This is a genomic window from Dietzia sp. CQ4 (genome assembly GCF_014145125.1).
GTDB lineage: Bacteria > Actinomycetota > Actinomycetes > Mycobacteriales > Mycobacteriaceae > Dietzia > Dietzia natronolimnaea.
Map to the genome: position 1 here is coordinate 1 of NZ_JAALDZ010000028.1, position 26195 is coordinate 26195.

The 26195-nt window shown below is 64.1% G+C and carries 24 protein-coding genes and 2 pseudogenes; 17 read left to right on the top strand and 9 right to left on the bottom strand.

What is annotated here, in order from left to right; all coding sequences use genetic code 11:
* Positions 1–534 precede the first annotated feature (534 nt).
* From G6031_RS01920 to G6031_RS01945, 5 genes are all read right to left on the bottom strand, one after another.
* The gene (locus G6031_RS01920; RefSeq protein ID WP_206682126.1) at positions 535–1380 is read right to left on the bottom strand and encodes a nucleotide-binding protein; all 846 of its coding nucleotides are present in this window, start codon (positions 1378–1380) and stop codon (positions 535–537) included.
* A gap of 9 nt (positions 1381–1389) precedes the next feature.
* Entirely contained in the window at positions 1390–1689 is a 300-nt protein-coding gene (locus G6031_RS01925) for a hypothetical protein (RefSeq protein ID WP_182652257.1), read from the bottom strand.
* A gap of 174 nt (positions 1690–1863) precedes the next feature.
* On the bottom strand, positions 1864–2967 hold the full coding sequence (locus G6031_RS18740; RefSeq protein ID WP_241737138.1) for a hypothetical protein: 1104 nt from the start codon (positions 2965–2967) through the stop codon (positions 1864–1866).
* 247 nt (positions 2968–3214) lie between these two features.
* Positions 3215–3994, bottom strand: coding sequence for a phosphoadenosine phosphosulfate reductase family protein (locus G6031_RS01940; protein WP_182652258.1), 780 nt, complete (start codon positions 3992–3994; stop codon positions 3215–3217).
* Positions 3991–4299: a hypothetical protein gene (locus tag G6031_RS01945; protein WP_182652259.1), complete on the bottom strand. Its 309-nt coding sequence runs from the start codon at positions 4297–4299 to the stop codon at positions 3991–3993. The genes G6031_RS01940 and G6031_RS01945 overlap by 4 nt, the downstream gene beginning before the upstream one ends.
* 208 nt (positions 4300–4507) lie before the next feature.
* On the opposite strand from G6031_RS01945, the gene G6031_RS01950 reads away from it, so the two are divergent.
* The 6 genes from G6031_RS01950 to G6031_RS01975 all read left to right on the top strand — a co-directional run bounded on the left by G6031_RS01950 (position 4508) and on the right by G6031_RS01975 (position 8867).
* A complete protein-coding gene (locus G6031_RS01950; protein ID WP_182652260.1) occupies positions 4508–4945 on the top strand; it encodes a hypothetical protein in 438 nt (145 codons plus the stop codon).
* Positions 4876–5370 (top strand): hypothetical protein, encoded by a 495-nt coding sequence (locus G6031_RS01955; protein ID WP_347238424.1) that lies wholly within the window; start codon positions 4876–4878, stop codon positions 5368–5370. The genes G6031_RS01950 and G6031_RS01955 overlap by 70 nt, the downstream gene beginning before the upstream one ends.
* Entirely contained in the window at positions 5367–6206 is an 840-nt protein-coding gene (locus G6031_RS01960; protein WP_182652261.1) for an RAMP superfamily CRISPR-associated protein, read from the top strand. Before G6031_RS01955 ends, G6031_RS01960 begins: the two co-directional genes overlap by 4 nt.
* Complete coding sequence (locus G6031_RS01965) at positions 6203–6790, top strand: hypothetical protein (protein WP_182652262.1); 588 nt, start codon at positions 6203–6205, stop codon at positions 6788–6790. The genes G6031_RS01960 and G6031_RS01965 overlap by 4 nt, the downstream gene beginning before the upstream one ends.
* A gap of 4 nt (positions 6791–6794) precedes the next feature.
* Complete coding sequence (locus tag G6031_RS01970; RefSeq protein ID WP_347238425.1) at positions 6795–7496, top strand: hypothetical protein; 702 nt, start codon at positions 6795–6797, stop codon at positions 7494–7496.
* A gap of 252 nt (positions 7497–7748) precedes the next feature.
* Entirely contained in the window at positions 7749–8867 is a 1119-nt protein-coding gene (locus G6031_RS01975) for a hypothetical protein (protein ID WP_182652263.1), read from the top strand.
* A 287-nt stretch (positions 8868–9154) separates the two neighbouring features.
* Here G6031_RS01975 and G6031_RS01980 read toward each other — a convergent pair whose 3' ends face one another.
* The 3 genes from G6031_RS01980 to G6031_RS01990 are packed head-to-tail and all read right to left on the bottom strand — an operon-like array spanning position 9155 to position 13013.
* Positions 9155–11425, bottom strand: coding sequence for an excinuclease ABC subunit UvrA (locus tag G6031_RS01980; RefSeq protein ID WP_182652264.1), 2271 nt, complete (start codon positions 11423–11425; stop codon positions 9155–9157).
* Positions 11422–12234, bottom strand: a complete 813-nt coding sequence (locus G6031_RS01985) for an ABC transporter permease (RefSeq protein ID WP_182652265.1) — start codon at positions 12232–12234, stop codon at positions 11422–11424. The genes G6031_RS01980 and G6031_RS01985 overlap by 4 nt, the downstream gene beginning before the upstream one ends.
* The gene (locus G6031_RS01990) at positions 12231–13013 is read right to left on the bottom strand and encodes an ATP-binding cassette domain-containing protein (protein WP_182652266.1); all 783 of its coding nucleotides are present in this window, start codon (positions 13011–13013) and stop codon (positions 12231–12233) included. The genes G6031_RS01985 and G6031_RS01990 overlap by 4 nt, the downstream gene beginning before the upstream one ends.
* A gap of 61 nt (positions 13014–13074) precedes the next feature.
* Here G6031_RS01990 and G6031_RS01995 point away from each other — a divergent pair, with 61 nt between their 5' ends.
* From G6031_RS01995 to G6031_RS02025, 8 genes and pseudogenes are all read left to right on the top strand, one after another.
* Positions 13075–13845, top strand: a complete 771-nt coding sequence (locus G6031_RS01995) for a TetR/AcrR family transcriptional regulator C-terminal domain-containing protein (RefSeq protein ID WP_182652267.1) — start codon at positions 13075–13077, stop codon at positions 13843–13845.
* A 30-nt stretch (positions 13846–13875) separates the two neighbouring features.
* Positions 13876–15522: an IS21 family transposase gene (istA, locus tag G6031_RS02000; protein WP_182652268.1), complete on the top strand. Its 1647-nt coding sequence runs from the start codon at positions 13876–13878 to the stop codon at positions 15520–15522.
* A gap of 32 nt (positions 15523–15554) precedes the next feature.
* Positions 15555–16313 (top strand): annotated as a pseudogene (istB, locus tag G6031_RS02005) (IS21-like element helper ATPase IstB).
* Between the two features lie 303 nt (positions 16314–16616).
* Positions 16617–17198 (top strand): annotated as a pseudogene (locus G6031_RS18745) (hypothetical protein); the annotation flags it as partial.
* 1227 nt (positions 17199–18425) lie between these two features.
* On the top strand, positions 18426–18626 hold the full coding sequence (locus G6031_RS18750; protein WP_241737143.1) for a hypothetical protein: 201 nt from the start codon (positions 18426–18428) through the stop codon (positions 18624–18626).
* Positions 18623–19729: a hypothetical protein gene (locus tag G6031_RS02015; RefSeq protein WP_182652270.1), complete on the top strand. Its 1107-nt coding sequence runs from the start codon at positions 18623–18625 to the stop codon at positions 19727–19729. The genes G6031_RS18750 and G6031_RS02015 overlap by 4 nt, the downstream gene beginning before the upstream one ends.
* 323 nt (positions 19730–20052) lie before the next feature.
* Positions 20053–21033, top strand: coding sequence for a M57 family metalloprotease (locus G6031_RS02020; RefSeq protein ID WP_182652271.1), 981 nt, complete (start codon positions 20053–20055; stop codon positions 21031–21033).
* A gap of 6 nt (positions 21034–21039) precedes the next feature.
* The gene (locus G6031_RS02025; RefSeq protein ID WP_182652272.1) at positions 21040–21675 is read left to right on the top strand and encodes a hypothetical protein; all 636 of its coding nucleotides are present in this window, start codon (positions 21040–21042) and stop codon (positions 21673–21675) included.
* 827 nt (positions 21676–22502) lie between these two features.
* On the opposite strand, the gene G6031_RS19145 is transcribed toward G6031_RS02025, so the two are convergent.
* Positions 22503–23276 (bottom strand): M15 family metallopeptidase, encoded by a 774-nt coding sequence (locus tag G6031_RS19145; protein ID WP_182652273.1) that lies wholly within the window; start codon positions 23274–23276, stop codon positions 22503–22505.
* Positions 23277–23452: 176 nt separating this feature from the next.
* Here G6031_RS19145 and G6031_RS02035 point away from each other — a divergent pair, with 176 nt between their 5' ends.
* The 3 genes from G6031_RS02035 (at position 23453) to G6031_RS02045 (ending at position 25901) form a co-directional block, all read left to right on the top strand.
* Positions 23453–23833 (top strand): hypothetical protein, encoded by a 381-nt coding sequence (locus G6031_RS02035; protein WP_182652274.1) that lies wholly within the window; start codon positions 23453–23455, stop codon positions 23831–23833.
* A gap of 124 nt (positions 23834–23957) precedes the next feature.
* A complete protein-coding gene (locus G6031_RS02040; protein WP_182652275.1) occupies positions 23958–25268 on the top strand; it encodes a DUF4185 domain-containing protein in 1311 nt (436 codons plus the stop codon).
* 294 nt (positions 25269–25562) lie between these two features.
* On the top strand, positions 25563–25901 hold the full coding sequence (locus G6031_RS02045) for an Lsr2 family protein (RefSeq protein ID WP_182652276.1): 339 nt from the start codon (positions 25563–25565) through the stop codon (positions 25899–25901).
* The last annotated feature ends 294 nt before the right edge of the window (positions 25902–26195 follow it).

Consider the following 26195-nt stretch of genomic DNA (forward strand, 5'->3'; position numbering starts at 1 on the left):
ACCCGATCATCAGAACCGCGCTTTCCGAAAGGCGTCCCAAACACGTTGACTACGGACTGGTCGACGGCCTGGTCGAGCGGTGGTCCGAGCTGATCGGCGCGTAACACCTCACGCTGCGAGAGCGCACAACTTCGTAGCGCCCGTTCCGGGCTGGCGAGCCCGATCCAACAGTTGGTCGATGGTCAACCCCAGCGTCTGGTGGACAGATCGGATTACCTCGGACGAGGCTTCCTTGTTTCCGCGTTCGATGTCTGACAGGTGAGACCGGGACACCCCGGCGTTGCGCGCAAGCTGCTCCAGAGTTAACCCGCGCTCGCGACGCAGCTCTCTCAGCGTCTGACCGACCCGCTCACGCAACAGGTCATCGACGATCCAGGTCTCACGACCGCGCACCCCCAGGTGCCGTAACTCTCCCATTCGACCAGCTTAGGGCAGCGACAGCGATCGAGGGTTTGAAACGGGCAAGGGAGACATTCACATTAAAAAGGGTGACCGGTGGGTCAACGAGGCTGAACGGAAATCGCGAGCACACAATCAGAGTGCGTTATCGAGCGACACATTGATTCCGGCGGCTTTAAGTTCGCGTGCCAACTCAAACTGCCACGATTCGCCATCTACCTTGATGTAGGCAACTCCCGAAAAATCCGTCGGCAACTCGATAGAAGGTTCGTTGAGTGCCGCCACTTTGTCGCGACCTAGAAGTCCGATAAACAACCCGAGCTCAAACACGACATTCTGCCGGGCACGGGGGCTTGTCGTTCCCGAACCGTGGTTCCGCCCCTCGTCGTCTGGAGTAAGAAGGACTACGGCGAAGACTGCACGTTGCGCGTGAGAGAGTAGCTTGCCGAGGATGTCCTGCCCTCGGTTCGCTTGATCAGCCAATACTACGATGTCGCGATCCGTCACGGTATCCAGGAAACGGCGGACAGTTTCGCGTCGCTGGATGTCATGGCCGTGTACCAGGAAAATTGGCGCATCGACAGGGAGATCCTCTGGTGTGGGGTTCGACGACCCTAGGGCGTAGACGTCGAGACGATCTTCGACTGCGCTAAGGACCCGGAGTTTCTCACTGATGTCGGCGATAACTTCGGGCAAGCGCGTCCAGGGGATTGTCGTCGACGCGATTTTCAGGTCGAGAAGCGAAACGGCGGTACCGGTAAACTCATCTTTTGGGCTGGTGGTGAGGAAGCCCGAAACCCTGAATCCGTTCTCAAGTATTGCCGCGGTCCTGCCCTCCCATGACAAGTATCTGTCGCGAAACTCGCTTACCTGATTCTCGTTTGATGGAGCGGAGCGCAGGATCTCCTCCCCGGCCAATCGTGCCTGCGAAATAGATGCTCGCATCTCTTTTGCAGGTCGTGTAAGTTCGACGGTGCCCACTATTTGCTCCTATTCGGAATCGATGACGGCGTCCAGCCACCCCTTTAATGCTGCCAATCGCGCATATGCCTGCGCACCGTCTTGACCTCTTTCGATGACTGCGTGGGGACCGCTGGCGGTGCTCACGATTGGAGGCGCAAGCTGCTCTAGCTCTTCCTGAAGTCCTTGAGGGACTGCGGCCGCTATCTGGTCTCGAAGCGAGTTGTACGAGGGAGGTAAACCGTGGGCAGATTTCTCCGGAACGCGGTCAATGAGACTGGAAACCGCGGCGCGTAGCCTCTTCAGCTTTGCGACATCAACGTTGGACATTGTTCAACTCTGACAGCTTACCCTGCCTAATTCTACAAGGATCGAGACCTACCTTGCGAGCTGATGCCGCAAGAGCTGATCGTCAAATGCGACAAGTGTTGCGCAGGTTCTTCTCCTTGCTGTGACAAACCGAGTAGCTTCGCTTGCGCGGGAAGCTACTCCCAGCCTCTGGCGTCAGATTGTTGGGAACGGGTCGAGGGTCCAGTTCGGTGGGGCGGTGTTCTCGTCGTACTCAGCCCACCCGTCGTGGTTCCATGGGGCTCCGGCGGGAGGGTCGGTGTCATCCCATCGCCATTGTCGCCAGTCGATAGGCAGTCCGGAGCCGTACCGTCGTGCTGCGGCACCCAGGTGGTGGCCTGCGGGCGTGCGGTAGGACCACCAGTAGGAAGTTGCTTCTGCGCCGCCCCAGGTGAATGCGCGCCGGCTGAGCATCCGCTGCTCGATCAACTCGTGGGCCTTCTCAGGCCAGTGTTCGGGCCGTGCGAAGGGCAGTATCGCTTGGGAGTGAATATGGCTGTCGAGGTCATTGGCGAGGAAATAGAGTTGGTCGAGGTGGCGGTCGTCGTTCAGCCTGCCACCGCTGTCTGTACCTGTCTGCTGCCGTGCTTCGAGCTCCCGCTGTCTCCGGTACGCTCGGGCGACCTTTGCAGCGCGTTCCTCTAGGTATTCCACCAGTGCGCCCATCAGCACGAGGGTCTTCGTTGAGGTGACTTTCGTGCCGAATGACAGGTCCCGGCCATGTGCGGCGCCGTGCCGCGAGAGTTTGCCGTAGAACCCGGTCGAATTGACCTGCTCTTTGAATGGTTCTCGCACAATTGGCAGGTTGGCAGCGATGCCGGCCAGCGTTGAGTCATCGAGGTAGGGATCGTTCGTGGAATTGGAGAAGAACGTGGCACCTGTGATGTCTCGTGTGAGCCCGTCGATCTGTGCAAGCGTGAGGAGCGTCGCGGCCGCATAGTTGCCAGCCATGTGACATTTCACGGCCTGATCGATGAGGTTCCCGCGCTGGAACTGCAGCCGCTGGAACTGGTAGTCGATGCCTTTGCCGTACCGACGAAGTGGCACCGCGACGTTGCGGAGGAACACCTCGCTCTCGGTGTGCCACTGTTCGGTCACCAGTGCGTCGATCTCGCGGGGGTCGGCACCGCGGCGAGCGAGCTGCACGATCTGCTGCGTGCCGCGCTGATGCCACAGCCCATACGACGCCCACCCCAGCGGGGCGAGCACCTCAACCGCACGCCCGAGCAAGGCTTCACGAGACAGAGCGAAGTACTTCATTCTCCGATTGTCCCAGCTCATGCGACCCCGAAGTTTGAACTTCGGGTCAGGCTCGCGGAAGTCGTGGGGTACAGAGAGGTCTTTGGGTGCCGTCCAGCAGATAGCTCACTGTGAATGCGGCTCCATCGGCGAAGTGGCGGTTATCTCGAGCAAGAGGAGAGCCGGAGCTGTCCCTGTTGGGATGGCTCCGGCTCTTTCTGTGCGTTCGTAGTGGGTCCACGGTAGCTGGTGGGGCGGGACAGTGTGGTCAGGTGAACTCCCGCAGGCGGGGGAGGACGGTGGCCAGGTGCTCGAACTCGGCGGGCCAGCCGAGTTTGAGCCAGGTGGCTCGCCCGGAGGTGAGGTGGTCTCCGTCGATCATGGGGCCGACTCGTTGGTGGTGCTCAGGGGCGCCGAGGCGGCGGAGGATGTCGTAGACGGGGTTGATGGGTAAGTGGTGGGTGTGGATGTAGGCCCACACTTGGTCGGTGCTCCAGTCCCAGATGGGGCAGTAGGCGACGGTGCCGTCGTCTCGGCGGATCTGGCCTGGGGCGTCGCCGGCGGCGCGGGCGTTGCGGTAGGCCATGGTGCGGGAGTGGGATTCTGCGGCTCTGACGCCCCACAGTTCGCCAGGCCCGTGGTCGTGGTGTGCCCTGGAGGCGGGTTCCTCGATGAGATTGTCCCGGAGGGTGAAGCCGGTGGTGACGATCTCGCGGTCATAGGCCCAGGCCCCGGTGGCGTCGAGGTAGTTGAGCAGGGGGATGCGGGCGTTGTAGACGGTCAGGTTCAGGTCCCAGAGCCCGGACAGATGCTCGAGATAGTCCAGTGTCTGGGGGAACTCTGTGCCGGAGTTGAAGAAGGCGACGGGCACGTTCGGGTCCACCTGGAGCGCGAGATGGAGCACGGCCAGGGAGTCCTTTCCTCCAGAGAACGGGAGGTAGCCGTCGTAGCGCTCGAGGTGCTGTTCGATGCGATCGAGCAGCTGGGCTTCGCTGTCGCGGCGGTGCTGCAGGGCCCGGAGGAGGTCGAGGTCGAGAGGATCGTTCATCGGGAGCCTTGGATAGGTCTGACGGCCAGGGCGTCGACATCGCCGTTCAGTAGCGCGTCGACGTCGTCGAGAGCCTGTAGTCGGTGATCGGCGAGCACGTGCTGAAGGTGTTCTGGGCCGTAGACCCCGTCGGACAGGACCCGCCCGTCGGAAAGCACCAGGGTGTCCAGGAAGACGGACACCCACAACGGTCGGGAATCGGAATAGTCGATGTTCGGTGTGCTGGTCATGTTCGGGAGCACAGCATGCGAGGCGGACAGCGGTCGGTTCGCGCTGTCCGGGTGCGCCCATACGGTGACAGCCATGACCACCATTCTGAGCGCTCAGACCCCGATGGAAGCGGCTTACCTGCGTATTCATGGCCAGCCGGAGTCCGGTGACCGGTTCTGTGGTCGATGCGGACGCCGAGCGTGTGCCACGGTTGCGTGCCGGCAGGTGGTCTCTCGCAAGTACACGGCCTTCGATGACTGGATGAGCCCGGGAGGGGATCTGTGCCAGGTGTGCGCCTGGGGCTTGAGTGAGGTAGGGCTGCGGTCGACGACGTTGGCGATCGAGGACGGTCAGGTCCGCGAGCTCGACAGCGCCGGGTTGGCCACGTTGTTGTCCCGGCCGCTCGATGACAGGACCGCGGTGGTGCTGCCGCTGCGCCCCGGGCGCAAGCATCTCCTGCCGACCGCCCGATGGGGGCACGTGGTCGTCGACGATGTCGCAGTGCGGTGGGGCGGGGCTGAGGTCGTCCTGCGGGCGGAGATGGCGTGGCTGCGAGCCCGCGATTTCAGCGTGGCAATGATCCAGGACGGTAGCCCCGACATCGGGATCCTGCGACGGATCCCCACCCACGAGATGTCCGACGTCCTCGAGGCGCTCGAGCGGGTGCGTCGGTGGCGCAACTGCCCGCACTGGCAGATCGCGGTCCGCGCCTCGACGAGCTCGAGCACCAGGCGGCGCTGACCGTGAGTGAGGAGAACAAGACCCCGGTGCAGCGCTGGCGTGAGGCCGCCCCCTGGCTGCCGGCTGTGACCGGGCCGCAGGCCACGGCAGAGGGCCTGTTGCTGATCCTGCACTACTCGATCGACTACTCCGGCTGGGTCGGCAAGCACCTGGCCACGTACTGGGACCACACCCTGCCCAGCAGGGTGCACAAGGCGACCTACCGGGTCGACACGCTCGACTGGTGGTGGGCGGAGATCTCCCGCGAACTTAATGCGACCCCGTCGGCGGCCGGCGTACGCCGCGAACTAGCGGCGCTACTGAGGGAAGACCCGCTGCCGGTCCTGGACGTCCTACGCCGAGAGGCAGTCGCCCTCGTGCTGCGGGTCCGGCTGATCAGCGAGGCCGTGCGCGGCCAGAAGGAAATCGGAGGAAAGACCCTATGACGGTGTCGATGCACTGGGATCTGGACATCACGGCCCTGTCACCGATCGCGCACAAGGAAGAGGTCGTCGGCACGACGACGATGCTGCGCCGCGAGAAGGTGTTCCTGCCCGACGGGCGGATAACCGAGGTGCCGGTGGTCTCTGGGAACTCCCTGCGCGGGGTGCTGAGGCGCCTGGGCGAGGAACTGCTTCGGGAGGTGCTGCAGTACGAGGGGCAGCTGCCACTGCGGGTCGCACACGCCTTGCGCAACGGCGGCTCGTTGAGCAAGACAGACGTCGAGGGGATCTCCGGCCGGAGACTGGCCCGCCTGCGCGATCTCGTCCCGCACATCGGCGTATTCGGCTGCGCGGCGGGCGCGCGCACTATCGGGGGCGCCGTCCGCGTGGGCAAAGTCCGCCCGGTGTGCCAGGAGACCCGGCACCTGCTCGATGGCCTCGAGCATGCCGGCGAGCTGCCGTCGGTGTTCAAGCAGGTGTGTCTCGAGTCCTACAGCCACTTCGCCGACGGTGGCGAGCTCTCCCACGAGGAACCCGACGGGCACGGCCCGTTGATGAGATACGAGGTCGAGGCGTTCGCCACCGGCGTGAAACTACGCACCTGGGTGCGCCTGGAGCACGCCCGCCCAGGAGAGGTCGCCTTCCTCACTGCCGTCCTGGCTGAGTTCTCCCGCCGCGGCCACCTAGGGGCCCGCTCTGGAACCGGGTTCGGACAGATCCGCGTCGCCGCGAGCGATCCGGTCCTGATCACGGGCGACAGGCCCGAGCTCACCAACTGGCGCGCCGCCACCGAGGCTCGCCGCGACGAGGTCATGGAGGTATTGCAATGGATCGGATGACGACCAGAATCCTGACGGCGATCGCCGCCGTCGGCGTGGCCTGCACCGCGACCGGATGTCACCAGTCCGGCCCGGCTGCAGATTTCGAGGCGGCGCACCAGGAGGCCACCTCGGTGGAGGTCGTTGATCCCGGCGACTTCCAGAACGAACTGGACGCCGCTGCGGCGGCGTGCCCGCACCTGCTGACCCCTCAGCGGATCTCCACATCGATCGAGACCTTCTCGGGCTGGCGCCTGGACCAGGTCACCTCTGCGGGCATTCGAGGGCTCGCCCAGCTGCCCGATGATCAGTTCGCGACGCACGCCCCGCCTGGCAGCGACCCCGACGACCCGCGTGCGGCGATCACGGCGATAGCGGGGAGAATGTGCGAGATCGGCACCGAACTGACGGCCCCGTTCGACCGTGGACAGCTGCAGCTGCAGGACTGGGCGTCGACGGGCAAGGACCTCGACCGCACCGCGGAATTCGTGGCGCTGGTAGTGGCTGGGGTGATGGCAGGCCCGCAGTACGTGATCGACCACGGGGGCGCATCCGTGAGGGATCCCGACTCGTCCGATGCGATGATCCGGGTGATGTATGCCTGACCTGGTGCCCGTGCGAGTCGTCGCCGAGCTGGCCTCCGGGGTGGGGTCCACCAGTGGATGGGGGCCAGGCCTGGACGGCATTGTCGCCTCCGAGCTGTGGGCTAAGCACAAGGGCGCCCAGCTGGCGGCCGGCGAGGAGCCGGTCGGCCTGGACCCGGACAGGGAACCGGAGGATCTGGACCTTCCTTTTGCCCGCGTAGAGCGTGCCCCCAACTGGTACTGGGCCAGTACCTGTGGTTACCCCGACGGACGTGATCCCCACCCCGAGGTGCGCTACTGGACCGGTAGGGCTGATCAGCAGACGCTGGCAGTGCTGGCGGCGAACCTGCCAGCGTCGATCCCGGATCGTCAGGGCCGGCTCCGTTCTCGAGTGATGCCTCTGCCTGTGCTGATGTGCCGGCGCATGGTGTGGCATGCGGTCGCAGACCCCTCGCGGCTGCGCGAGGTGTTGGCCGGGGTGCGGGCGATCGGCAAGAAGAGGGGCTGCGGCGAGGGCGAGGTCCGCTCGTGGACGGTCGACGAGGTCGACATCGACCCGTTCGCTGCAGCTCACCTGCACCCGGACGGCACGCTTGGCCGCCCGACCCCGATCGAGGTGCTGGGGGAGAAGCCGGCCGTGCGCACTGGCGCTCGAGCTGTGCTGGGCGTTCGGCCCCCGGTCATGCATCCATCTCGCCGCGCAGTGGTGTGGCTACCAGCGGCATGAGTACGAGGAGGAACAGAAAGTGACCCCGCTACAGGCATTTCCTGCCATCGACGAAGGAGGGGCCCCATCACTGCTTGGGTCAACAAGTATTGTCACAACCGTCCACATCAGGTCGAGGTTCACCGCCTCGCCGCCCCGCGATTTCAAGGGCTCCGCGACGACGCGCGGCCTCCAATCACCACCCCAGGATGATCGACGCGGCCTCCGGGAGAATCGCCTCCTTCCAGCGGCAGCCCACAAGGGAGAGACACCATGAGCGAAAACGACAACCCCGAGCTCAAGCCCGATCCAGCCTCCACGAGGCGCCGACTCTCGGTGCCGTTGGTGGCTGGCGCCGCGGTGCTCGTCTTCGTGGCGGCAGGAGCAACCTACGTGATCGCGACAGGAGACCGCGGTGCCGACGACCCGGCGCTCTCCGCGGCCCACGCCACTACCGAGGCCACAGAGTCGGCCACGAGCTCGTACCGATCAAGCTCGATAGCGCCGCAGACCTCGGCACCGGCGCCGACGACCCCGGTCTTGCTCACGGGCGTGCCGGCCGCGCCGACCACCAGCGCCGCTCCCGCCAGAGTGACGAGCACGCCCTCCCGCGGGGCCTCCGCGGCCGGCGTCAACCAGTACGCGCCGATCACCTCGAGCTACGTCCGGACCACCGCCGTGCAGTCCACCACCATGCCGTTGCCTCCTGAGGTTGTCGCTGCAATGGACACGCCGACCACCACCACGGTGCCCACTACTCCGCGGGAGCCTGCCCCTGCCGGGCAGGGCGGTGCCCTGGTCGGCGCAGTTGAGAGGGGCGACGAAGACGGCGCTCCGACCAATGTGGACGGAACGCGACCTGCGGCCGCGGAGAGCGGTCCCGGCCAGTCGCGTCAAGCAGTCCGCGACATTGCCGGCACCCCCGTCGACGACACTCCTGCCCGGCCTGCAGATGCGCAGCAGCCCACGCCTGAGCCGGCTCCGTCGGCGGCGAGTGCGCCCGTCTCCGCGCCGCCGGCGCCGGCCCCGGCACACGAACCAGTGCAGGAGCCGGTGCAGGCTGCCGTGTTGGACGCCGCATTCCGTTCCGCGTTCACTCCCGGTGCCAGCGACGAGCAGATCGCCGCGGCGTTCGAGTCCGGGGCAGCAATGATCCCTGTCGGCCGCGCCTTGGCTGACGGACTGCCGCTCCTGGGGGGCGCCGTTCAGTGGAGCCTGGCTGGGGTGGCCGGCGTCGGAGACACCGCGACCGGGCAGTTGGTGATCACCACCCCCCTAGGTACGAACGTCGTCCCGATGGTCTGGGTTCGCCACGGGGAGCAGTGGAAAATCGCGACCGAAAGCACTTGCGCGCTTGGTCTGGCACTCCTGGGAGGCTGCGCCGGCGCCTGAACCACCGGCGACGAGGCCCCGCTTTCAGCGTCTGAGACGTCGAAAGCGGGGCTTCGATGCGTTGAGTAGGTTGCCACGCGGCGAGTGGCCTGTGGCTACGAGGGTCTCATCCAACACCGCTTGTCGCCCAGAGCCAGCACCACCCGGCTATGGCTTGGGAGGGTGTCGGCCAGAGTTGACACCGCTTGATCTCTCGCTTTGGACCGGCTCCAGATCGTCTGTCTTGGACGTCGGTGATCGGTGGTGAGGACAGGCCGGAGCCAGGCAGTGCGGCTGGCCTTAAGGTGTCAGATTTTCGCGTGAGCTCGTAGGTGTTCGGCCGTGTGGGTCCTGCCGTCCGTGATCATCTGGTCTGGTGTGCCTACGTAGACGACTTGTCCGCCGTCGTGTCCGGCCTCGGGGCCGATGTCGATGATCCAGTCGGCCGCGGCGATGATGTCGAGGTTGTGCTCGATCACAACGAGCGTCGATCCGGCATCGATAAGCCTGTCGAGCAGTCCGATGAGCCGGGAGATGTCAGCGATGTGCAGTCCCGTAGTCGGCTCGTCAAGGATGATCGTGCGGCCGGGGGTGCTGAGTTCGGTGGCGAGCTTGAGTCGCTGACGTTCGCCGCCGGAGAGGCTGGTGAGGGTCTGTCCGAGGGTGAGGTAGTCGAGGCCGACGTCGTGGAGCCGGGACAGGATGCGCCCGATGGCGGGCTGGGTGAAGTAGTCGATTGCGTCGTTGACGCTCATCTCGAATACGTCGGCGATGTTCTTGCCGGCGACGTGGTGTTCTTGGGCTTGTGGGGTGAAGCGTCGTCCTTCGCAGACTTCGCAGCGGGTGATGACGCCTTCCATGAAGGCGAGGTCGGTGTAGATGACGCCATTGCCCTCACAGGCCGCACACCCTCCGGTGGAGTTGGGGGTGAACAGCCCGGCAGGTGCTCCAGTGCTCTTGGCGAACACGTCACGGATCAGGTTGAGCAGGCCGGTGAAGGTGGCGGGGTTGGAGCGGCGCGATCCTCGGATGGGGCGTTGGTCGATGACGATCGCGTCGGGTTCGACGGCGGGGAGGTTGCCGAGGATCAGGCTGGATTTGCCCGATCCGGCGACTCCGGTCACGGCGGTCATCACGCCGCGCGGGATGCGGGTGGTGACGTGCTGGAGGTTGTTGGTGGTGGCGTCGTCGATGCTGATCCAGCCGTCGGGCTCACGCCGTGTCCGGGTCGCGCGCCGGTGCTCGCGGAGCCCGTGCCCGGTGGGGGTGCCGGCCTGGGTGAGGCCTTCGTAGTCGCCTTGGTAGGTGATCTGGCCGCCGGCGGTTCCGGCACCGGGTCCAAGGTCGATGATGTGGTCGGCGATCGCCATGATGTCGGGGTCGTGCTCGACGACGAGCACGGTGTTGCCGCGGTCACGCAGGGCAAGGAGCATCTGTCCGAGCGCGGTGACGTCGCGGGGATGCAGGCCCACAGTGGGTTCGTCGAACACGTAGAGCATGTCGGCCAGTGCACTGCCGAGATGACGGACCATCTTGATCCGTTGGGCTTCGCCCCCGGAGAGGGTGGAGGTGGTGCGGTCGAGGCTGAGGTAGCCAAGACCGAGGGTCATCATCCGTTCCAGGTGGACGCGCAGGTTCGCGACCAGCGGTGCCACGGCGGCGCCGTCGATCTTCGCGACGTGCTCAGCGAGGTCGCTGATCTGCATCGCGTTGAGGTCGGCGATGGACTTGCCATTGATCAGACTGGCTCGGGCGGGCGCGGCGAGTCGAGAGCCGTGGCATTCGGGGCAGGGGCCACGGGAGACGATCCGCTCGAACGCCTCGCGCTGGGCGCCTTTGAAGGAGTCGGGCTCGCGTTGCAGGTAGATCCGGTTGAACCGAGTGACGAGGCCTTCGTAGGCGGTGCCGACCGCATCCATCCCAGCCGGCGGAGTGTGCTCCCCGGCTGGTGCATAGAGGAACAGCTCGCGTTGTTCGGAGGTGTAGTCACGGATCTTCATGTCCGGGTCGAAGAATCCGGACTTGGCATAGGCCTTCCAGAGCCAGGTTCCCGGGTTGAACTTGGGGAAGGTGATCGCTCCTCCGTTGAGGGATCGGTCGTCGTCAACGAGTTCGGACTCCACGACCGAGGCCGCGACGCCGAGCCCCTGACAGTTCGGGCACATGCCGGCGGGGTCGTTGAAGCTATAGGCGTTGGAGTAGCCAGCGACCGGCTCGCCCATGCGGGAGAACAGCAGCCGTAGACGTGCGCCGATGTCGCTGACGGTCCCGACCGTGGAGCGGGGCCCGCCGGAGAGTCGCTGCTGATCGACCACGATGACGGCCGAGAGGTTCTCCAGCAGGTCGACGTCGGGGTGGGCGTAGCTGGGGAGCCTGCCCTGGGCGAACGCCGAGAATGTCTCGTTGAGCTGGCGCGCTGATTCGGCCGCGATCGTGTCGAACACGAGTGAGGACTTACCTGATCCGGATACGCCGGTGACGACCACGAGCTGATGCTTGGGGACGTCGACGTCGATGTCTTGGAGTGAGTTCTGACGGGCTCCCCGTACGCGGATCACGTCGTGGGTCGTCGTCGTCATGACAGTCTCCGGTAGGCACGAATGGCGAGGGGGATGAACGCTACGGTCAGCGCGAGCGGCCAGCCGATGGCGAAGAGCACGGCGTGGTCGGCGACGAAGGTAACCCCGGTGAGGTCGGTGCCCGACAGCAGTTCTCGCACCGCCGATGCGGTCGCGGACAAGGGGTTCCATTCGGCGGCCGCTCCGAGCCAGGAGGGCATCGTGCGTGGATCGACGAACACGGTTGAGACGAACGCCACCGGCCAGATCGCGAGCTGCGCAGTTGTAGCCGCCTCTGGCGTGCCGGCCTTCAACCCGATCCAGACCCCAGCCCATAGCAGGCCGAACCGCAGCCACAGCAGCAGGACGTAGGCGAGCACGATGTCGGCGAGGCCGCCTTCGGGGCGCCAGCCGAGCAGCAGTCCTGCGGCGGTGACGACCGCGAGTTCCACGGCGGCAGTGAGCATGTCAGCGAAGACCCGTCCCAGCAGCACCGAACCGCGGGAGATGGGCAGGGTGCGAAACCGGTCGGTGACGGTCTTGGCGGCGTCTCCGGTGACAGCGGTGATCGTCGTCTCGATGCCCGAGAGCACGGTGAAGGCGAGGATGCCCGGCACGACGAACACGATGTAGTCCCCGGTGGTGCCGGCGATCGCCCCACCGAGCAGACCGCCCATGAGCAGCATGACCAAGACGGGGAAGAGCAGTTGGATGCTGAACGTGATCGGTCGCGCCCGCCAGTGCCGCATCGCGCGGCCGGTCAGGATGACGGCCTCGCGCAGAATGCGGCCCGTAGCCGGACCGTGGTGCTCGATCGTGGTGGCGCTCATGCTGCGTCACCTCCTTGATGCAGATGCAGGTAGACGTCTTCGAGGGTGGGTTCGCGCAGTTCCATCCGCGGCTTGCCCACGATTGCTTTCAAGTCCGATGGGGTGCCGGTGGCGACTACGGAACCCTCGCGTAGGATCACGACGTCATCGGCCAGTTTGTCGGCCTCCTCCAGGTACTGCGTGGTCAACAGGACCGTCGTACCCTCGTCCACCAACGAGCGCACCGCGTTCCAGATCGTGCGACGGGCGATCGGATCGAGGCCGGTCGTCGGCTCGTCGATGAGGAGCACGGCGGGACGGGTGATCATCGAGGTCACGAGGTCCAGGCGACGTCGCATGCCACCGGAGAACCCGGATACCTTCTGCCCACCGTGCTCGCTCAGCCCCGCCTGCTCCAGGAGCGTGACTGCCCGCGAGCGGGCCGCGGTACGTGAGAGCCCGTTCAGCCGGGCGAACAGTTCCAGGTTCTCTCTGGCCGAGAGCACCTCGTCCAGGGCGGCGTACTGCCCCACGACGCCGATCGATGCCCGTACTTGTGCAGGATCGCGGTCCACGTCCCAGCCATTTACGCTCACAGTCCCGGAGTCCTTGCCCGTCAGCGTCGTCAGAATCCGCACCAGGGTCGTCTTGCCGGCACCGTTGGCTCCCAGCAGTGCGCACACCCGGCCGGAGTCGACTCGCAGATCGACCCCGGCCAGCGCGGGCTTGTCCCGCCTCGGGAAGGTCTTGTGCACCGCCTCGACCCGAATCGAACCGGGTGGGCTCGCCTCGTCGTCCATGCTGCTCCTCTCGTCTCTTTCTACGGTGTACTATACATAGTAGATTTCAAGGAGGACAAGGATGGCCAAGCGCACAGGCGTGGACGAGTTCAAGCTGATCGGACTGCTCTGGCGTGACTCGCCGGTGAGCCCACGCAGCGGGATCAGCACCCAAAGCGTCACCGCACAGGCAGTCGACGTCGCCGACAGAGAAGGCCTGGACGCCGTGACAATCCGGCGACTGGCCGAGGCGGCAGGGGTCACCGCGATGGCCCTGTACCCGCATATCGGTGGCCGTGCCGAACTCGTCGAGCTCATGCTCGATCACGTTGCGGGCGCAGCCTACGAGGCCGTCACGATCCCCGAGGGCGCGGACTGGCGCGAACGCGTCACCGCGATCGCCGAAGCGAACTGGGCGAGTTGCCAAGCCCATCCCTGGATCACCGACCTCGCTACCGGACGCCCAGTCCCCGGACCAGGGGCCTCAACGAAGTACGAGACCGAGTTGCGCGCCCTGGACGGAATCGGGCTCACCGACATCGAGATGGAGCACACCCTCACCGCCCTGCTCTCGTTGGTGCACGGAACCGCCCGCGCCACCCTTGCCGCCCAAGACTCCAGGCTACCGGGCGAGGACCACGACACCGACTGGTGGTCGAACATCGAACCGGCCCTGACCACCGCAATCGGCGACCAGACCCGGTTCCCGACCGCCTCGCGCGTCTCACGCACTCTCGGAGAACAGACCGGCAAAGCCAACGACCCCGAAGGTGCCTACCGGCGTGGTATCGGCCTGATTCTCGACGGCATCGCAAAACGCCTCGGCACACCAACCTCCGGCAATGGCCGATGACCTCCGGCCCGACCCAAGACGGGGGTGTCCGTGCCGGCGGGTAGGTCCAGGGTCGACCTGTACTCCGCAATCCGGCGCGATGTCCGCGCCGGGATGTCCAACCGCGCCCTGCAGCGCAAGTACGGCGTGGGGTACCGGACAGTGGCTGCCGCGCAGGCCTCGGCGTGGCCGGAGCCGCGCAAGCCACAGCCGAAGCGTGGATCGAGGATCGATCCACACCGCGGGGTGATCGATTCCTGGCTGCGGGACGATCTGGATGCTCCGCGCAAGCAGCGTCACACCGCCAAGCGAATCTTCGATCGGCTTCTGGACGAGCACGACGCCCACGAGATCTCATACGGGATGGTGCGGGAGTACGTCGCGACCCGACGCCGGGAGATCCGGATCGAGGCCGGTCGAGAGCCCGCAGCCACGTTCATCCCACAAGAACACCTCCCGGGCAGGGAGGCAGAGGTCGACTTCGGTGATGTGGCCATCCGGCTGCGGGGCGAGCTTGTCACTTGCGCGCTGTTCAGCCTCCGACTCTCCTACTCCGGCAAGGCCGTGCAACGCATCAGTGCCTCTGCGGGACAGGAAGCCTTCTTCGAAGGCCACGCCCACGCTTTCCGCGTCCTCGGCGGGGTGCCGGTCGGGAAGATCCGTTACGACAACCTCAAGGCGGCGGTCGCGAGCGTGATTGGGTTCAGCCGTCAGCGGGTCGAGGCCGACCGCTGGACGGCGTTCCGATCGCACTACGGCATCGAGGCGTTCTACTGCCAACCCGGCATCCAGGGGGCTCACGAGAAAGGCGGCGTCGAGGGCCAGATCGGTTGGTTCCGCCGCAACCACCTCGTCCCCATCCCCGAGGTCGACTCCCTCGCCGAGCTCAACAGCTTGGTCGACGAGTGGGACCTGGCAGACGAGACTCGTCGGATCGGGTCCCGAGGCCGCACGGTCGGGGAGCAATTCGTCGCCGAGAAGCCACTGCTCGCGCCACTACCTGTCGAGGTGTTCGAGACCGGCCGGTGGTTTACCCCGCGCGTGGATCGGTACGCCCAGGTTACGGTCAGGATGAACAAGTACTCCGTCCCCGCGCGTCTGGTCGGCCGCCAAGCCCGGGTGCTTCTCAATGCCAGCGACCTGATCATCTACGACGGCAAGACCGAGATCGCCCGCCACGAGCGGCTGATGACCAAGGGCGCGACTCGGGTCGACCTGGACCACTACCTCGAGGTCCTCCTCCGCAAACCCGGCGCGCTCCCCGGAGCAACAGCGTTGGAGCAGGCACGGGCATTGGGAAGGTTCACCCAGGTGCACGACGCCTGGTGGGCAGCGGCATGCAAGGCCCACGGGGACGCCGATGGCACCCGGGCCCTGATCGAGGTGCTGATGCTGCATCGCCACCTTCCCCACGAGCAGGTCGTCGCCGGTCTCGCAACCGCGCTACGTGCCGGTGCGCTGACCGCAGACGCGGTCGCGTTGGAGGCACGCAAGCACGAGGACACGGCTGATGATGCGGCGGTGGACCACCCAACCGCCCATGTCGGCTCAGAGGCGCACGGCGAAGGCGAGGCCCCTGCCGTGCGATCGCTGACCGAGCGCCTGCTGCGCGCACACCTCCCAGTCGACACTCGCCCACTGCCGAGCGTGGACAAGTACGACCAGCTGCTGCCCAACCGTCGCGAGAACCCGAACTAAGGAGCCGCACAGTGACCACCAAGCGCCGTGGAATGACCGAGGAAGCCGCTGACGCCGCGATCGACCAGGCTTGCCGGCTGCTGAGGATGCCCACCATCCGCGGCTCCTTCACCGAGTAAGCCGACCGGGCCGGGCGTGAGCAGATGTCCTACCGCGGGTTCCTCGCCGAACTGCTCCTCGCCGAGTGCGACGACCGCGCCCGCCGCCGGTCCGAGCGGCGGATCAGGGCGGCCAAGTTCCCACGGGAGAAGTCCCTGGCGGCATTCGACTTCGACGCCAACTCAAATATCGACCCCGCCGTGGTGCACACCCTTGCCAAGGGCGAATGGGTCCACAAGGGCCAGCCGCTGTGTCTGATCGGGGACTCCGGCACCGGGAAGTCGCACCTGCTGATTGCCCTTGGCACCGAGGCTGCCATGGCCGGCTACCGCGTCAAATACACCCTGGCGACCCAGCTCGCCAACGAGCTCGTCGAAGCAGCCGACGAGATGACCCTCGCCAAGACCATCGCCCGCTACGGCCGAGTCGACCTGCTGTGCATCGACGAGCTCGGCTACATGCAGCTCGACCGCCGCGGTGCGGAACTCCTCTTCCAGGTCCTCACCGAGCGTGAGGAGAAGGCCTCGGTCGCGATCGCGTCCAACGAGTCCTTCGGCGGCTGGACCAAGACATTCACCGACCCCCGGTTGTGCGCGGCCATCGTCGACCGGCTTACCTTCGGTGGCACCATCCTGGAGACCGGCACCGACTCTTATCGTCTGGCCCGGGCCACCAAGAAGCAGACGGGCTGACCGGAGGTCGTACGCCCGAGCAGTGGTGTCGACGCAGACCTACATCCCCGGCGTGGATCCGGCCCGAGTGGTGTCAGAACTCACCGACAAGCGGTGTCGGACGAAACCGGCGAAGCCAGGCCTGCGACCGGAATGTCTCGATGGCGTCACAATCTGCCAGCGAAGTTAGGAAGTTATCCCCGTTCACCAGCGGTGATACTGGTGGGACGGAAGGGGTTTCGGTGAATTGTGTCCCACCCTCGTCCGCCCGCATTGGATGAAGGGCAGACCGTAGTCGTGCGCTTGGCCAAGGAGGCCCCCGTGATGCCCAGAGACAGCACCGGAAAGTCGGGCCGATACGTAACGTCGGCCCTTGCAGCCGCCCTCAGCGTGATCCTCGCTCTCGTTACTGCACCACCTGTCGCCCAAGCTCAGGTGACTCATGGGTATCCGATCGGCGGCCGCATCTACGAGGCGTACCAGCGGGTCGGTGGATTTCCACGTTTAGGTAACGCGCTGATTCCAGAAAGCAACGACGCTCGTGGCGGAAGATACCAATACTTCGCTGGCGGAAGCTCGATCTATTGGAACAGGGACATCACGGAACCGATGGCCTACCAAGTGGGCGGACTAATCCGGGACCGCTGGGGCAATTCAGGCTGGGAATCCGGCACGTTGGGATACCCCATAACAGATGAAAGAACCTCACCAGATGGCACGGGGAAGTACAACTATTTCCAGAACGGGTCAATCTACTGGAGTCCAGCAACGGGGGCCCGAATTGTGGGGGGACAGATTTTTGAAACCTGGGCAGCCCACGGCCACGAAAGGGGCACATATGGCTATCCCACCTCTGACGAATATGACATCACAGAGGGTAAAGCCCAGAACTTCCAGAACGGCACTATCGAGTGGAAGCGCTACGGCTACGACGGCGAATGGGAAGAAGACCCCTCGTACACGACAACCGATTCAGATGGGGATGCGAGTTCAGTCGGCGTGTACGCCGACCCTCAGGTCATCCACTCCCCTGACCAAAGGGCTCGGTCCAGTGAACCACCATTGGCGGTCACCGATCATGAGATACAAGGGTGCACGACACTCCCGGGCAACGAACCGGAGACAACGTGCTTTGAACGACGCAGCCTAGGCGACGTTGACCCGGGTACCGCTCCCCCTCCACTGGCAGATCCCGACAGTGCCGAACAACCACAAGCGGGCCCGACTACCACTACGGCGCCCGCGGAGACGCAGACTCCCGATCCGGAGGCCACAACCGATCAAGAGTCGGAAGCTGGCGACCCTTCTACGACGTCCACCTTGCCGGACTCCCCGGACCTGGCACGGCCCAATGCGGTTGACCCGGTATTACCTAGTGCTATAGCGCCGGACCGTAATTGGTGCACCAATCGATGGATGGGGGGAACCGCATTTGCGTGCAGATACGAGAGCGTGGCCTACGACCTAAAACGGGTCGATAGCAATGGTGTGCTGCGCACGATCGGTACGATCTCCGGAACCGAGTACCGCGATGTGCTCCCAACCTGGAACCAACTCACCAACTGGACGCGATACTCATTCACCGTGACAGCAGTGACCGGCGAAGCCGCTGGAGCCACCATGGACGCTTCCGTGGCGTGTACCGGTGGAGACTGCACGCCTTCAGGCAGTAACCGCACAATCCTTGCTCAGCCGGGAGCCGAACTGGAGGCCACCTGGAGCCACACAGTGGGCATAGCGCCAAGCTCAAAGGAGCGGCGGGATCTCAGCGTCAATCTCGGGATCAGGAAAGCTGGCGCCTACCCCCTGAACCACACGTTAGGGATGACGACAATTCGGTGTGACAACTTGGGAGATTCCCGCGCCAGAGTAGGCTGCCGAGTAATGGGAACCACTCCAGTAATCAGCATGCTTGATTCCGGGCCATCCATGCTCAGACATCTTCGCGCATCTGCGGCGGCTGGATTACCCGGATTTGTTGGTGGACGGCAGCTTCGCCGAGAAACAAACCAGCAAGAGATACGTTGGAACCGCGAATACAGCTGCGGGCGCGTGACTGGACCCCGCCCCTCGGGAATGGACTGCGACGAGTACCCCTTCGCATCCACGAAACACACTCGCGTTCAGTCAGGCATGAACAAGGTGACGTATTCCTGGTGCGGTATCCGCGATACGGGGTTCGTAACTGACCCGACAGGCACCAACAACATCACCAGCGTGTGCCTGCTGCCGTCCTCTGAGAATCGTCGCGCCGGCGCGAAACTCGGCTGGTTCTACGTGAAATCCCGTGTCCTTGAGGACGACCTCTTCTGGGTTTCGGTCCAGGCGCCATGACCGATCGGTTTCCCTACGAAATCATCGGCCCACCCGTTGAGGGCCTGCGTCCCTACTCGGTGGAGGTGCCCCCATTCGCGGCCATCTGTCTTGGGATCCCAGAGTGGGTACCCACGCTCACCACCCGTGAACGAATCCGGCATATTGATATAGCCGGCTGCCGCCTGGACGTGCTCTGGACCGACACCCCCACTCCTGTAGTGGGGGACGGCAAGGATGATCACATCTGGTACCACTCCGACCTGTACCCCGGAGAACTCGGGATCACCGAGGCACTCACCCTGTGGGTCGTGCGCCGGCGAGAACAGAGGCTGGCATGTCCACCTGAATGGGAGAACATCACCCGGCCCTACCGCTTCGTCATTCGCACCCACCCGCCAGGTACGCCCCAGTTCGAGGTCAAACCCTGGTTCCGCATGGTGTGCAGCCCGATCCCCGACGACGAGACCGACCCCGACCGACTTGCACGAGCACAGCTGTACTGGACCGACCCCGCCCGCTTCGCTGAGCGTGTCAACCCGCCCTGCCGACCCGATCGCGTCACCGGTCTCATCACCGAACTGGCGCGCCTGGTCCCGAGAGGATACTCACACCCCGCCACTGGGCCGGTTCCCACACCGTCCCCCTCTAAGTACCCAGACGAGCTCGAGGCTTACTTCGCCGCGATGGATCACCACGCCCTGACCGGACGAACTCACCTGTTTCCCGCAGCCGGCCCCATTAACCGAGACACTGCCACGACGATCCGCGCCGCACTCACGGATCGAGAACGCACCAACGCCGGCCGGATCGGGCGCTCACCCAGCTCCCGCCGCTACTGGGTGACCGGGCTGTTTCCCATCACCGCCAACGGGCACTGGGGGCTAGCCGTCGACGTCTCCACCGCAGACACCCGCGGCTCCGTCTGGTCCTACTACGGCGGAGAGGACACACTCATGCACGAGTTTGACTCGCTCTGCGACTTCCTCACCGCCGCCGTACATGCCTACCGCGATGCGACCACCTTGCGCGGCTACCACCTCGACACCAGCCACGACGCACCATGCTGGCTCATACCCGATCGAGCCAGCGGGACCCTGATTCCCGAGCCTCGGGATCTCTGACGACACCGAACTTCGCACCAAATGCGAGCGAGTACCCAGGCAGAGACGCCTCAGGGAGAAAAATGTGAACGTTCGGCAGATCAGCACGTAGAACTGAGCTATGTTTACCCCAGTAACCCTGAGGCGACCCTGAGGAACGGAAAGCTATGGCTGCACGAACACCCATCGGTAAATCCAGAACCCTTCTCAAGCCCACGAAGGCGCTATTCGCAGGTGTTGCGTCAGTAGCGATCGCGGCAACAGGCACCCTAGCCGGAGCACCTGCAGCCAGCGCGCAATCGTGCGCAGGTGGGGTGGTCAACGGGCACTGCATCCAGGGTCCGATGCTCACGGAATACAACGCGGCGGCGACCTACAACGGGTACCCCAACGGCCAGGCCTACTTCGGCAATGCCACCGGGCCAGCGCAGTCGGCCGCCGGCGGCGGCACATTCCAAGCATTCGAGCAGCACGGCTACATCTATCACCACCCGACCAGATCAGGTGGCCACGCGAACCAGATCTGGGGAGAGATCTACCAAACATGGGACTCTCGGGGGAAGGAAGCGGGCTCGCTAGGGTACCCGCGGACTCGCGAGCTAAACACGGCGCTCGGATCGGTGAACGGTCAGATTGGCCGATTCAACGAATTTGAGAACGGATGGATCTACTGGTCCGGACTCACTGGCCCTAAGGTCATCGAGCCACCAATTTTCTCCCAGTACGCCTCTCAAGGCTGGGAAGCTGGCCAACTAGGATTTCCCACGACTGACACCTTGTCGAACTGCGGAGAGCAAGGAGCAGGAGTCAGCGCAAAGGGACAGGCATTCGAAGGAGGATTCCTCCGCGCGGGAACCAATCGGACCTTCGTTTTCGGGCAATCAAACGTTGTCAATATCGGAGGCGTCCCGACGCTTCAGATCATCAGCGACACCACTCGGTATGACAACTCTGTGACCTGGGCAATCGACGCATGGAACGCCGTGCCGAGTCAGGTGCATCTTGAACGCGTACCTCTCGCAATCGATCCCGGAGCTAAGCCTGTACGGATTGTGGACTCGAACCGTGGCGACATTTTCGGCGCATACGGCTACTACTCAGGGCCCAGCGGGGGATTCGGTTCACTGTCCAGCACGATCGAGCTGTTTTACAACCAGATTCAGAGCCACAACGTGGATCCGAACTACGTCGTCACCCACGAGGTCGGGCATGCACTCAAACTCGCACACAGCTGCCCGACACAGCTCATGGCCGCGGCTCCACAGACCGGGATTTCAACTCCTCAGCCACTTGATGTGGCTGTACTGAAGAGCATCTGGGGGTAGAGAGGCATGCAGATTAAGCAGAAGTGCGTCTTAGGTGCGGTTTCTGCCGCGCTCTTGGTCACCGTGACCGCGGCATGTGGGTCTGATGGTGGACCAGCCGCAGAACCGGTTCAGGTTCCGGCGTCACAAACTGGCGGAGCTGCGCTTGAAGCTGGGTTGAGCCAGGGCCAGGTATACGACGGCAGCACAAACGTGTTCAGCGGAACGGTTATCTCCAAAAATGGGTCTGAACGCCTAGGCGGGACCCCCGAAGTGCAATATGTGGTGCAGACTCAACAGGACTTCAAGGGCAAAGCTCCCCGAGTCGCGATAGTGAACGTGTTCGCCACCGCGGTCGATCACCACGACGAGCCAGCCCAGGTGGCCGATCCACTCGACATCGGCGCAACGTATCTGTTCTCAGCTCGATACCTCCCGGAGAAGCGCTGGTTCACCGTGTCTGCCCCTGGATCGATCCAACCGCTGAGCGAGAGGTCCGGCCGGCAGTCGACCCCGTCAGTAGTACCCGAGCGGGGTCCGAACCATCAACCGCCGTACACGGCAACAGCCGACGATGAAGCACAACAACCAGCGGTTGAACAGGACGAAGGCGCTGCGGCGGAGGGTGAAGAACCTGACGTGACTTCCCAAACGGCGGAATGAAGAAACCCAACGCGCTTCATCTTCCCGCCCGAGGCAGGATCGGCCAGTAAACGAAACAAACTGTGAGCTGGCCACGATTGACTACATATCCGGTACTCACCGACGGAGAGGAAGAAATGCAGAACATCATCCAAAGACTAGGGATCGCCGTCATTGCAGCAGGCACTGTCATGGCGGGGGCTCCGGCTGTCTCACATGCACAAGGCCTGGAGGGATCTTTCGCACCGCGTGTATGTGAAGAGCTTGAGCCCTGCGGGTCGGTGGACCAACTGAGCACGATGTCGATCCAAGGACTTGGGATCAGCGTCGAGGGCTTGGGGATCTGCCTCGCGGGATCCTTGTGTCCCACTCCAGGCCCCACAAACCCAGTTTCATGGGTCTTAGGGACAGTCCTCCATGTCATTGGTTCGTTGGACGGCGCGCCTCAGCCCCCAACCCAGCCGCTTTCGTAAGAGCTACACCACGACACAGGTGGAGTCCTACTGGCGCCGTAGGAGCACGCGAGAGTGACCGAACGAGTGGCCAACATTTCCTAGGTCGACAGCCTGGCAGCGTCCATCCAATCGCCAACACCTCAATGCCGCCGTCAACAAACGCGAGACACGCTCAGGAGCTACTACAAGGCTCCTGAGTGTGTCCGTTTATGCGTGGGCGGTGCACTCGCTGGGCCAAGCGAAGTGAGAAGGGTTCCTCGTGCCGGGGGTAGAGCAGCTTTCTCGCTGGAAGCAGTTCATCCTGTACCGCGAGCTTTCCGGACGTGATGGATGACGACGCTTTCACCGTCCTGGGCCAAGACTCACACGATGCCGAGGCAGGACCTGGCATCATCATCCCCGCCATCCGTGTCGGCGGAGTGCGGCTAGTGTCTCGGGGCCAACGATGCCGAGTTGGGGGCTGATGCCGGCGCGCCGTTGGAACTCAGCAACGGCGCTTGTGGTCTGCGGGTCGTAGACGCCGGGCGTGGTGTCAATATGGCTGTAGGCCGGGAAGGTGGAGTTCATCCACTGTTGGAACGTGCGCACGTGCGGTCCAGAGTCGCCGGGGCCGAGTTGTCCGGGCGGGCGTTTTGGTGCGGGCCTCGTTGGCGCTGGGTTGGTGGAGCCACTGCCGTAGACGCCGAGGTATCCATTCGACAGGTCTCGAGCGAGATTGGTCAGTCGCGAGTCGCCGGGGCGCACGGCAATCTCGGTGTGCATCTCGTCGACCGGGTTTGCCCAGTGTCCGCCCCAAGCGACGACACCCAGGAACTCTCGCACGAGCTGGTCGACGGCGGCGCGTTGGTCGGCGGGCATTGAGCGGGTGCGGAACGGGAGGGTGGTCGCATTGAGGTCGATCGCGGTGCCGGACAGATGGCAACTCGTCGGGTGGTCATTCTCGGCAGACCAGCCCCAGTAGTCTCGAGGGCGGTAGGTGTCAATCCGGCGGACGCGGCGATGCCAGAGTGCGGCCCATGCGTTAAGAACGGTGGCGACCTCGCCGCGTCGGATCTCGATTCGTACGTCCTCAGTGCCGGGCACAATGGCGCTGATGGTTCCGGCGGCGGTGATGAACGGCCAGCCGTTGTAGCTGCGACTGTTGCCGCGGTACTCGCGAGTAGTCACTGGCGCACTCCCTAGGGGGCGGGTTGGTTGGCTGGGGCCGAACCGAACCTAGTGCGCTCCGTGGAGTGTCAGGACGCTCGCTCGGGACCGCAGCTAGGCACTTGATACCAGTGTTAACACAATCTACTCTCGGGACGATTGTCTAGATGTACCGCCCCTTCCACTAAGGACACGCAATGCGCCGCACGCTCACAGTTCTTCTTGCCACTTCATTTGCTTCGTTGTCTATGCTCGCCGCCGCGGGGACGGCGAATGCGCAGGATGCATGGCCCAACGACCCCGGAGAGGGTGCTCCGGTCCGCCCCGTCGATGTAACCAGCTTCGCCCTCACCCCAGAGCAGCCCGAGTTCTACAACCCGTTCATAGGTCTGCCGAGAATCATTTCGCCGTTCGGCAAAGCGACCAAGATCGTGTGCACCGGATATCGCACCTATGACAACTGCTGGCAGGCAGACCAATTCGGCAACCCCCGCAAGCTACAGCCCATTCTCAACCTCGGATCGAGCACCCCTGGTTCCAACGTCTTCCTCTACCCCGGCATGATCCCCGGCTTCTGACTAAACCCGCCCCCTCCGTTTGAGAGCAGAGTGTCGGACCCCTGTGGCAAGGTGACCACCAGCAGGCCAAGTTGGCACTGCTTACACTGCTGGATCGGCAGTGTTTCGACACAGGAGGATGCCCATGGCACGACTGGTCAAGGAGTTGACGGGGCCGAACGAGACCGGGCGATGGGGCGCCGCGGCGACCGATCTCGGCTACCCGGCAGTCACTAACCACGGCTACACGATCACGATCTTCGGCGACACTTTTGTTGACCGAGTTGGTGGCGCCGACTGGAGGTCTCCGGTCGGATTCCGGCAGTCCAACCCGGACATCGAGAACGGCATTCGCTGGGACAACGCTATCGGCGGCGCACACGCGAAGCAGATGATCAATTATCAGCATCGTGGCACCGTCTCCGCCGGTCAACTCCCAGACGGCTTCACTAACATTCCGAACGATCTGATCCACCTGCCGGACGGCCGGTACATCATGACCACATTCGCCATCCGCTCGTGGGACCCGATCACTGCCGGCGGAAGCTGGGCGACGTTCCACTCCCGACTCTGGACCTCGACGGATGCCCACGCCGAGAACTGGGGGCGCACCCGGGACCTCGAGGCCAATCGTGAGAACTTCGACTTCCCCAACACCGGGGAGTGGAGCCACTTTCAGAACAACACGATGCTGATGTTCCCCGGTGAACCGTGGGTCTACATCTACGGAACAAATGAGGGGCGCTGGAACGGGGGCGGCATCCACCTCATGCGCGTGGACTGGCGCAGCATGTGGAACCGCTCGACCTACGAGTTTTGGGGCCGGGACGGTGGCGGAGTCTGGGCATGGCGGCGAGGCGGATTCACAACCCCGATCCTGACCCCGACTCTTCCGAACAATGCCATCGGGGAGCTTTCCGCCCAAGTCATCAACGGCCGCGTTGTTCTCTCCTACTGCGATGGAGTTCTCGGGGCGATCACGCGGACCTCACCCCGTCCCGAAGGGGTATGGACCCTGCCTGCGATTCAGGTCACCGCGGCCCAGCAGCCTGCCCTTTACGCGCCGGCCATCCATCCTTACAGCAGCCTCGGACGGGCCCAGATGCTACTGTCCGCGTGGCCACAGGTGAATGGTCAAACCCTCTACTACGGCACGAGGCAGTGGGAGGTCAGCCTGACCGGTGGCGGATCAGGGTCGCTGAGTTCCTCTTCGGCAGCTCGCGCGTCGACAGAGCAATTGTCGCCCGAATCCAGTCTCGTAACCGAGGAATACACGGGGGACTTGGCGCCAGATCTCTCCGCTCTCGACGTTTCCGAACAGGTCGCTGTGCTCGACGACGCCACAGAGAGCGATGTTGATCGCAACTGGCTCCGCGCCGCGTTGCAAGGGGAAGTCGAGGACGACCGCACAACCCCGGCAGGTCAGGAAGTCTACGGCCCAATGACCTCGGAGTAACACCTTCTCAAGCCGTCCGTGCCCCCGCCTCTGCAGGGCGGGGGCACGGACGTTGAGCGACTGCCTCAGTCGATCAACGGGAAGATCCAGCGAGCGCTGCTGGCAGGGGCCTGATCACCAGTAGTAGATGGGGTACTCGGAGGCCCGGGTCGCAAATAGAGGCGTGCGGAACCGCGGGCTTTCAGATAAGCAGGGGGCTTGCGGGATGGACTCGCTGACGAAGTGGTCGGTACTTACCCGACTAGATAGTGCATACTGACACCCTGCATTGAAAGCAACAAGGTGGGGGAGTTCATGGCACAGCAGTTTCAGGTGCGGTACATCGACGATATTGATGGGACCGATCTAGGCGAAAAGGCGAATGTCATATCGTTCGCTTTCGAGGGCAAGGAATACTCCATCGACCTCGGCGACGAGAACGCAGAGGCGTTCCGGGCAGCCGTCGCTCCGTACATCGAGGCTGGTCACGGGGTGACCGGTAGCAGGACTAAGACGGCGCGCAAAGCAACGACCAAGAACTCAGTTGGTGACACCAAGGCAATTCGCGAATGGGCTCGCAACAACGGTTACGACGTCTCCGACCGCGGACGCATTCCCGCTGACGTAATGGAAGCGTACGCGGCCGCCAACTAGGTGCAAGGCAGGAACTGGCGGTGCAGTAAGGGCTCGGATTGTTTCGGACGGCTGTCTTAGGGACCAGGAGCGTGCTCTGTTTGTGCGCCCGAGTCGTCTGACGCAATCTGCACTGGAGTTGCCTAATCCAGTCCTCGCCGGCCACGGACGGCCTCGGTGGTTCACGGACAGGTAATGGTGGTATGGCTTCAGAACGGAGCGTCTGGTGCGGTTATCTGAATCGGCTGCGCCCAGACCTTTTCGTAGCTCTTGGCAGATAGGGCTTGTCGGTACCGCGGGTCCGGCGAGTTGGTA